Origin of the sequence: Methylocaldum sp., from assembly GCF_039794385.1 — a bacterium.
Classification (GTDB): Bacteria; Pseudomonadota; Gammaproteobacteria; order Methylococcales; family Methylococcaceae; genus Methylocaldum.
The window spans coordinates 1-7,707 of the sequence record NZ_JBDIVO010000229.1 but is presented as its reverse complement, the minus strand read 5'-3'; the positions used below and the strand labels follow the sequence as shown (position 1 = coordinate 7,707).

Below are 7,707 nucleotides of genomic sequence, written 5' to 3'. Positions count from 1 at the left end.
GCTCGACGTGTTGTCGCCGCGTGGAATGACGACCAAAATCGGCCGACTACCGGTCGTTTAGCCTGCTCCGGAATAATTTATTAATCAGGCCCGTAAATACCCTCCTGGTATTTCGGGCCGCCGCCCAAGCCGGTACACGCCCGGCCTGGGCTCACGCGGCTTGTCGCCGCGCCGGGGCATCCCTGCCCCGGATTAACCCGACCTATATTTATAGGCCGGGTTAATATCGATCAGACCCGTAAATACCCTCCTGGTCTTTCGGGCCGCCGCCCAGGCCGGTTACACGCTTAGGCCTAGCTCACGCGGCTGATCGCCGCCCCGGATTAACCCGGCCTAATTTAGAAGCCGGGTTAATAACGTAGACTTAGACTGTGACGGACGTGGACGGAAACAACGGACTGCCGCAATGGCGAGAAACGACGGCACCGGTGCCGTGTCGGTCCCTCCGGCAGCTTGGTAGCAGGAAATTTTCCGGGCTTTATCGGAGATAAAACTCGGCTCAAAATTGTCTTTAAGTATACGCATACGTATACGCGTCCCACAGTCTGGCCAAACGGACTGACCACCACACGGTAGGCGCAAGACCTTCGTTTAAAATCTCAAAGAACGGGACGGACACACGAGACAACCTAATGAATAAGCTCTTACAACTCTTTAAAGACGCATCGGCTTTCAGCGAAGACAACGTCGGTTTTCTCGAAGATCTCTACGAGAGATTCTTGCGGGATCCCGAGTCCGTCGATGAAAGCTGGCGGGAGAAATTCCGGTCGATCCAGCACGAATTGACAAGAGAGGAGCCCGCAGCCGAAAGAGAGCGCCGCGTCGTCAAAGCGGCAATCGGGGAATCCGAAGCGGAAGAAATGCTGCGCAAGCAATCCGCTGTAGACCGGCTGATTTATCAATACCGAACCCGCGGCCATCAGTCCGCCGACAACAACCCGTTAAAGCTATCCCCCCCGGCAGCGCTGAAGGATTTGGACCCTGCCCATTACGAGCTGAGCGAAGATGAGCTGGACCGTCCGTTTTACATCGACATCCTGCGAAGCCCGGAACGGCTGCCATTGCGCGAGATTCTCTCGATGCTGCGGCAGACCTATTGCGGTCACGTCGGTGCGGAATACACGCATATCGTCGACAGCGACATCAAGCGATGGATCCAAAAGCGGCTGGAAAGCACGCGCGCCCGCGGAAACTTCAGTGCCGAGGAAAAGAAATGGATGCTGAAGCTCCTTACCGCCGCCGAGGGTATAGAAAAATACCTGCATCGGAAGTACGTGGGCCAAAAGCGGTTCTCGCTCGAAGGAGCGGAAAGCCTGATTCCGCTGCTGGACGATCTGATCCAGCGGGCAGGCGAAAAAGGAACCAAGGAAATCGTGATGGGCATGGCCCACCGAGGGCGGCTGAATGTGCTCATCAACATCCTTGGGAAAAAGCCCAGCTCGCTATTTCAGGAGTTCGAAGGCATATATCCGAACGCACCGCCATATGCCAGCGCAGGCGACGTGAAATATCACATGGGCTTCTCATCGGACATCGAAACGGGCGGCGGCATGGTGCATCTTGCCCTGGCCTTCAATCCTTCGCATCTCGAAATCATCGATCCGGTCGTGGAAGGTTCCGTGCGCGCACGCCAGGACCGGCGCGAGGACGAAGACGGCGAGACCGCCGTACTCCCGGTCCTGATTCACGGCGACGCCGCTTTTGCGGGGCAAGGCGTCGTCATGGAGACGCTCAACATGGCCGAAACCCGTGCTTATACGACGGGTGGAACCATACATGTCGTCATTAATAACCAGATCGGCTTCACCACCAGCAACCCGTTCGATGCCCGATCCACGCTGTATTGCACCGATGTTGCGAACATGATTCAGGCGCCGGTTTTTCACGTAAACGGCGACGATCCCGAAGCGGTGCTCTATGTCACCCGGCTCGCTCTCGATTATCGGATGAAATTCAAGCGAGACGTGGTGATCGATCTTATCTGCTATCGCCGCCACGGGCATAACGAGGCGGATGAACCGGCTGTGACTCAACCTTCGATGTACCGGTTTGTCCGCAACCATCCGCCGGTTCGGAAGCTTTACGCCGACCGATTGATCGCCGAAGGAGTGGTAACCCCCGACGTCGTCCAGCGCATGGAGGAGGATTACCAAAATGGTCTGAAGAAAGACGAAACATTCCTCCGGCCGATCATTCACGACGCCATGAGCTACTACAAAACCCGCTGGGATCACTACCTCGGCACCGAGTGGACGCTGCCCTGCGATACAGGTTTGCCACAGAAAACGATTCAAGACCTGTCGCAGCGACTGATCGGCATTCCGCCGGGATTTGCCCTTCATCCGCGTGCGGCGGCGATCATGGAAAGCCGGCGCAAAATGGCGGCCGGGGAAATACCTCTCGACTGGGGATATGCTGAAACTCTGGCCTATGCCTCGCTGCTGACCGAGGGTTACGCCGTACGTTTGACCGGTCAAGACGTGGGACGCGGAACGTTTTTTCATCGTCACGCAACTCTGTATGACCAAGATTCCGGCGATACCTATATTCCGCTTCAGAACCTCAGCGACAACCAGGCGCGTTTTTACATTTACGACTCGCTGCTGTCCGAAGAAGGCGTGCTCGGGTTCGAATACGGCTACAGCAGCTCCGAGCCTGACACCCTGGTCATTTGGGAAGCCCAATTCGGAGACTTCGCCAACAATGCCCAGGTTGTGATCGATCAATTCATCACCTCGGGAGAGACCAAATGGGGACGGCTCAGCGGACTGACCATGCTTCTGCCGCACGGCTACGAAGGCCAGGGCCCTGAACATTCATCGGCCCGGATCGAGCGCTATCTGCAACTATGCGCCGAACAGAACATTCAGGTGTGCGTGCCGACGACACCGGCCCAGATCTTTCATCTTTTGCGCCGGCAGATGCTGCGACCTTACCGGAAGCCGCTGATCATCATGACGCCCAAAAGCCTGCTGCGGCACAAATTGGCCACGTCGCGGCTGGAAGAATTGTCGGACGGAAGCTTCCGCAACATCATTGGCGAAATCGACGCCCATGACCCGGCCAAGATCACCCGCGTCATCCTCTGCACCGGCAAGGTGTTCTACGATCTTCTGGAGACTCGGCGCAAGGAAAACCTTCACCACGTCGCCATTATCCGCATAGAGCAGCTCTATCCCTTTCCTTACGATCTCTTCATGCAGGAACTGGCGGCTTACCCCCAAATGAAAGAATTGATCTGGTGTCAGGAAGAACCGGAAAATCAGGGCGCGTGGCACCAGATCAAGCACCGCTTCCTGAGCCTGCTGGAAAAGGACATCGTCCTCAGCTATGCTGGACGGCCGATGTCTGCTGCGCCCGCCGTAGGCCAATTCCACCGGCATTTGGAGCAGCAGAAGAAAGTTGTCGAAGACGCATTGTTTGGAACCGTGCCCCGTCAAGAGCCTTTAGGAATAGTTCATGCGCATCGAAGTCACCGTGCCTAATCTGCCCGAGTCCATCACCGACGCGACCTTGCTCGACTGGCGTAAACAGCCGGGCGATACGGTGCAGAAAAGCGAGACTCTCGTCGACCTGGAAACCGACAAGGTGATCCTCGAAGTTCCCGTGCCGGACAACGGCGTGCTGCAGGAAATCCGACACGCCAAGGGTGACGTGGTCGGGAGCGGTGAGCTTCTGGCGGTCATTGAAACAGAGGCCCGTCCCGCGGTCGCCGAAACTGCCGCGCCCCCGGAAATACCGGCAAAGCCGGAACCGGCGGCTGTGCCCGAGGCGGTACCCAGACCCGTGAGGTTCGCCCAACCCATGGGACCTTCGGTACGCAGGCTGATCATGGAGCATAACCTCGATCCGGCGCAGATAAAAGGCACGGGACGCGAGGGCCGTTTGACCAAGCAGGACGTCCTGGATTATCTGGAATCGCAAAAACGCAAGACCGTCGAAGCGGTTGCGCCGGCTCGGAGGCCGGAGCCGGCACCGAAGGAGAGACCCGAGGTCAGAGCGACGGAAGGCCGGGGCGAACGACGTGTGCCGATGACCCGGCTTCGAGCCCGCATCGCAGAGCGCATGATCGAGGCGCAACACACGACCGCAACATTGACCACATTCAACGAAGTCAATCTGCAGAAGATCTTCGACCTGCGGAATCAGCACCGCGCACGTTTCGAGCAGGAATATAAGATCAAGCTGGGCTTCATGTCCTTTTTCGTCAAGGCGGCGGTGGAAGGCCTCAGACGCTTTCCGATCATCAACGCTTCGATCGACGGAAACGACATCGTCTACCACGATTATTACGACATCGGCATCGCAGTATCCACCGATCGCGGGCTAGTGGTGCCGATCCTGCGTGACGCCGACCGTCTCAATTTCGCCGAAATCGAAAAGGCGATCATCGATTTTTCACAAAAAGCGCGGGACGGCAAACTCAGCTTCGAAGAGTTGAGCGGCGGCACGTTCACCATCACCAACGGCGGCATTTTCGGATCGATGCTCTCGACCCCGATCCTCAATCCGCCGCAGAGCGCCATTCTCGGCATGCACGTCATCAAGGACCGGCCAGTGGTCGAGGACGGACAGATCGTGATTCGACCGATGATCTACCTGGCCCTTTCCTACGATCATCGCATCATCGACGGCCGCGAAGCCGTGACTTTTCTGTTCACGTTAAAGGAACTGCTGGAAGATCCGGTCAGATTGCTACTGAAGATCTGAAGCTAAGGCTTTAATAGGCTGCGCCTCGTCCTCGGCCTCGGTCCGATCTGGTTTTCGCCCGGACGATTGGTCGAACAAAGGCAATCGAATCGAAAATTCGGCGCCCTGATCTTTGCCGGCGCTAGCCACCGAAATTTTACCGCCATGCATCTCCACCAGGCTTTTTACGAGAGCCAAGCCGACACCGAGTCCGCTATGGCCACTATGCAGCGGCCGTTCGAACTGAACGAAGGGTTCGAAGATATGTTCGAGCGCGTCCGGCTCAATCCCGATGCCGTTGTCTCTCACCTTAATCGAGATTTCCCGTCCCGTCTGCTTCATCGCCAACTCTATCCGGCCTTTTACAGGCGTAAATTTTGCGGCGTTCATCAATAGATTGGCGATGATCTGCGAGAGCCGTGCCGGGTCGCCCCAAAGATAAATCGGCTGGCCGGCTGCACTATGCACCAACTCCTGCTGGTTCTTTTCGATCACCGGCCGACAGACTTCGATAGCATGGGCGATCACCGAAGCCATATCGGTGACTTCAAAACTCAGCTGTAACTTGCCCCTCGCGACCCGCGATATATCCAAAAGATCGTTGATCAGCCGAGTCAAATATTTAACCTGGCGCTCGATGCTATCGGTAGCCGATTCGAGCAATTCCGGCCGTTCCGAGCCACGCCGTTTCAATAATTGCGCCGAAGTCAAAATCGGCGCGAGCGGATTCCGGAGTTCGTGAGCCAAGAGGGCAATGAACTCGTCCTTTCTTCGATCGGCCTCGCGCAGTGCTTCTTCAACCTCCTTGACGTGACGCAAGCTCTCTTCCGCGCGTTTCCGGTCGGTAACATTGGAAAGAACGCCAACCAGTCTCCGGCCGCTCTCCCGGTTGCCCAAAACATGCTGTCCCCGCGCTTCGACCCAGTTCAATTGTCCATCCGGCGAGACAATGTGGAATTCCTGGCTATAGCTCTCGGCGGGCTGATCGCCGCTCTCGGGAACCGAGGGCAAGTTCCGTTCCGCGATATCCCGTACCCAGGCCAGAAATTGGTTCTCGAAACCGATAGCTGAATGCATATCCGTCGGGTCCAGCCACGTTATTCCGCCGCTCGACGAATCACGCTCCCACACCGCCATGCGGCCGGCTTCGAGGGCCAGCAGCAGGCGTGCTTGACCGTCCCTCCATGCTTTCTCACCGCATTTTATTTGATGGATATCCATAGCGATACCCACCCACTGGCGGACCTCGCCGCGTTCGTCGCAAAGCGGCAAAGCGCGGATGAGATGCCAGCGATACTCTCCGATCCGATGACAGCGGAATCTGAGTTCTGTCTCGTAAGGGCGCTTTTTTCTTAGCGCCTCCGGCTGCTCGGTGAATACTCGCTCGCGATCTTCGGGGTGCAATACCGACGTCCATCCCTGCCCACGACTCTGTTCCAAGGTCAAACCACTGTACTCGAGCCAATGATGACTTGCGTAGACCAAAGTGCCATCCGGCGCAGCCGTCCAGATCACGAGAGGAGACACCTCCGCGAGAAGCCGGTATCTTTCTTCGCTTTCCCTTAGCGTGTCCTCGAAGCGCTTTTGCCCGGTGATATCTTTAACGGCAACATTTACGCCGGACACAAAGCCATCGTTTTCTTTTATCGGAAAAAAACTCGCCAGCAGAACCCGCTGTGTTTGAGAACTGTTCGGCGTTGTCCCTGAAATCTCTTTTTCCAGAATCGGCTCGCCCGATACGATCACCCGCCGCAGTAAGGGAATGATTGCTCGACCGACCTCCGGTACCACCTCCTGTATGTCCCGCCCGATATGTGCTTCCACGGGAACTCCATGAATTTCGGCAAGCCGACGATTAATTCGGACAAAGCGCAGATCCCGGTCGAGAAAGCAGAGACCTACCGGCGCCGTGGCATAAATACCCTCGATTTCTGCAAGTTGCGATTTGACGGCACGCTGGCTGCGCACCACCGACTCCTCCAATTTCCGGCGACGCACGATTTCTTGCTCCAGCATTTGTTGGCGGCGCGCAGACTCGTGGGCTTGGAATCTGGAAAGCCGGTGCCAGTGACCGATCCCGCTCAGCAACAGCCCCTCGGCTACGAAAAATACGAGCCGAACCTGTTCATCCATATAGGGAAAAAGTCGCTGGATGCCGAAAGCGGATTCTCCGAAAAGAAAATGATCCGCTGCCAGCCCGAGAATCAGCGCCAATATCCCGGCGCCGAATCCGCCTAGGAAGGCACCCACGGCAACCGGAATTAGCAGCAATAGGCTGATCGGAGCCGGTCGGTTCATCGCATGGGTCGCGGCGATCAACCCTAGGATAACCATCAGAGAGGCGAGCGCGGCAATATAGGGCTTAAGAACGGCGAATGCATTCCTGGGCTTCAACGTCTCGCTGGATTTATTGAAGCTGGACACGCCTGACCTCCGTTCCGATAACCCCGGGCAACACTTGCCAAGTCCTAAGCACATTTATCCATCCCAACCCGAATACGATGACGGAATGGACGATAAAAGCTCCTACGTATTTGTATCAGCTACAGATTGAATAACGGCCATCGCGGCACTGCGGTCAGGCTGCGACGATCGGTAGCTTATATTTCGAAGATAAGAACGATTCGTTCAGTCACGCCGAGTTTATTGGAACATTTCGGCTCATATGAAAGACCTGAACGCTCTGTGGCCGTAGAGTACGATGTCTAACGCCGATTCGAATGTACGTACTCTTACGTATGTCTGGATTACGCTCTCTGCCTTATCTGCTACCAAAAGGACCCGTGACGCAGAACCAAGAGGAATTTACGGCCTATGCCAGTAATTCCAAATCGCTTTCAATAAGGCATTAATTTTTGTAGGGTGGGTTAGGCCGCGAGGCCGTAACCCATCGAGCGACCTCGAATCGGTGGGTTACGCTCCGCTAACCCACCCTACGTAATGTTCACTCGAATGCCGAATGGAATAAGCCGTTCGCTCGAAGCTTGTCAAAGGGTTTCTATGGCCTACTGGAATAGG

Annotated in this window: 3 protein-coding genes; 2 read left to right on the top strand and 1 reads right to left on the bottom strand. The window is 56.3% G+C overall.

Annotation, left to right across the window (positions count from 1 at the left end; genetic code table 11):
• Positions 1-632 precede the first annotated feature (632 nt).
• Both ABJK70_RS17075 and odhB read left to right on the top strand, forming a co-directional pair.
• Positions 633-3,485 (top strand): 2-oxoglutarate dehydrogenase E1 component, encoded by a 2,853-nt coding sequence (locus tag ABJK70_RS17075; protein ID WP_347258557.1) that lies wholly within the window; start codon positions 633-635, stop codon positions 3,483-3,485.
• On the top strand, positions 3,460-4,710 hold the full coding sequence (odhB, locus tag ABJK70_RS17070) for a 2-oxoglutarate dehydrogenase complex dihydrolipoyllysine-residue succinyltransferase (RefSeq protein ID WP_077731224.1): 1,251 nt from the start codon (positions 3,460-3,462) through the stop codon (positions 4,708-4,710). The genes ABJK70_RS17075 and odhB overlap by 26 nt, the downstream gene beginning before the upstream one ends.
• Here the strand turns inward: odhB and ABJK70_RS17065 are convergent.
• The gene (locus ABJK70_RS17065) at positions 4,696-7,113 is read right to left on the bottom strand and encodes a PAS domain S-box protein (RefSeq protein ID WP_347258556.1); all 2,418 of its coding nucleotides are present in this window, start codon (positions 7,111-7,113) and stop codon (positions 4,696-4,698) included. The two genes, odhB and ABJK70_RS17065, sit on opposite strands and share 15 nt — an antisense overlap.
• Positions 7,114-7,707: the final 594 nt, after the last annotated feature.

Bases quoted from the DNA above. Each gene is read 5' to 3' on its own strand.
- ABJK70_RS17075 (WP_347258557.1), top strand. From the start codon at position 633: ATGAATAAGCTCTTACAACTCTTTAAAGACGCATCGGCTTTCAGCGAA.
- odhB (WP_077731224.1), top strand. From the start codon at position 3,460: ATGCGCATCGAAGTCACCGTGCCTAATCTGCCCGAGTCCATCACCGAC.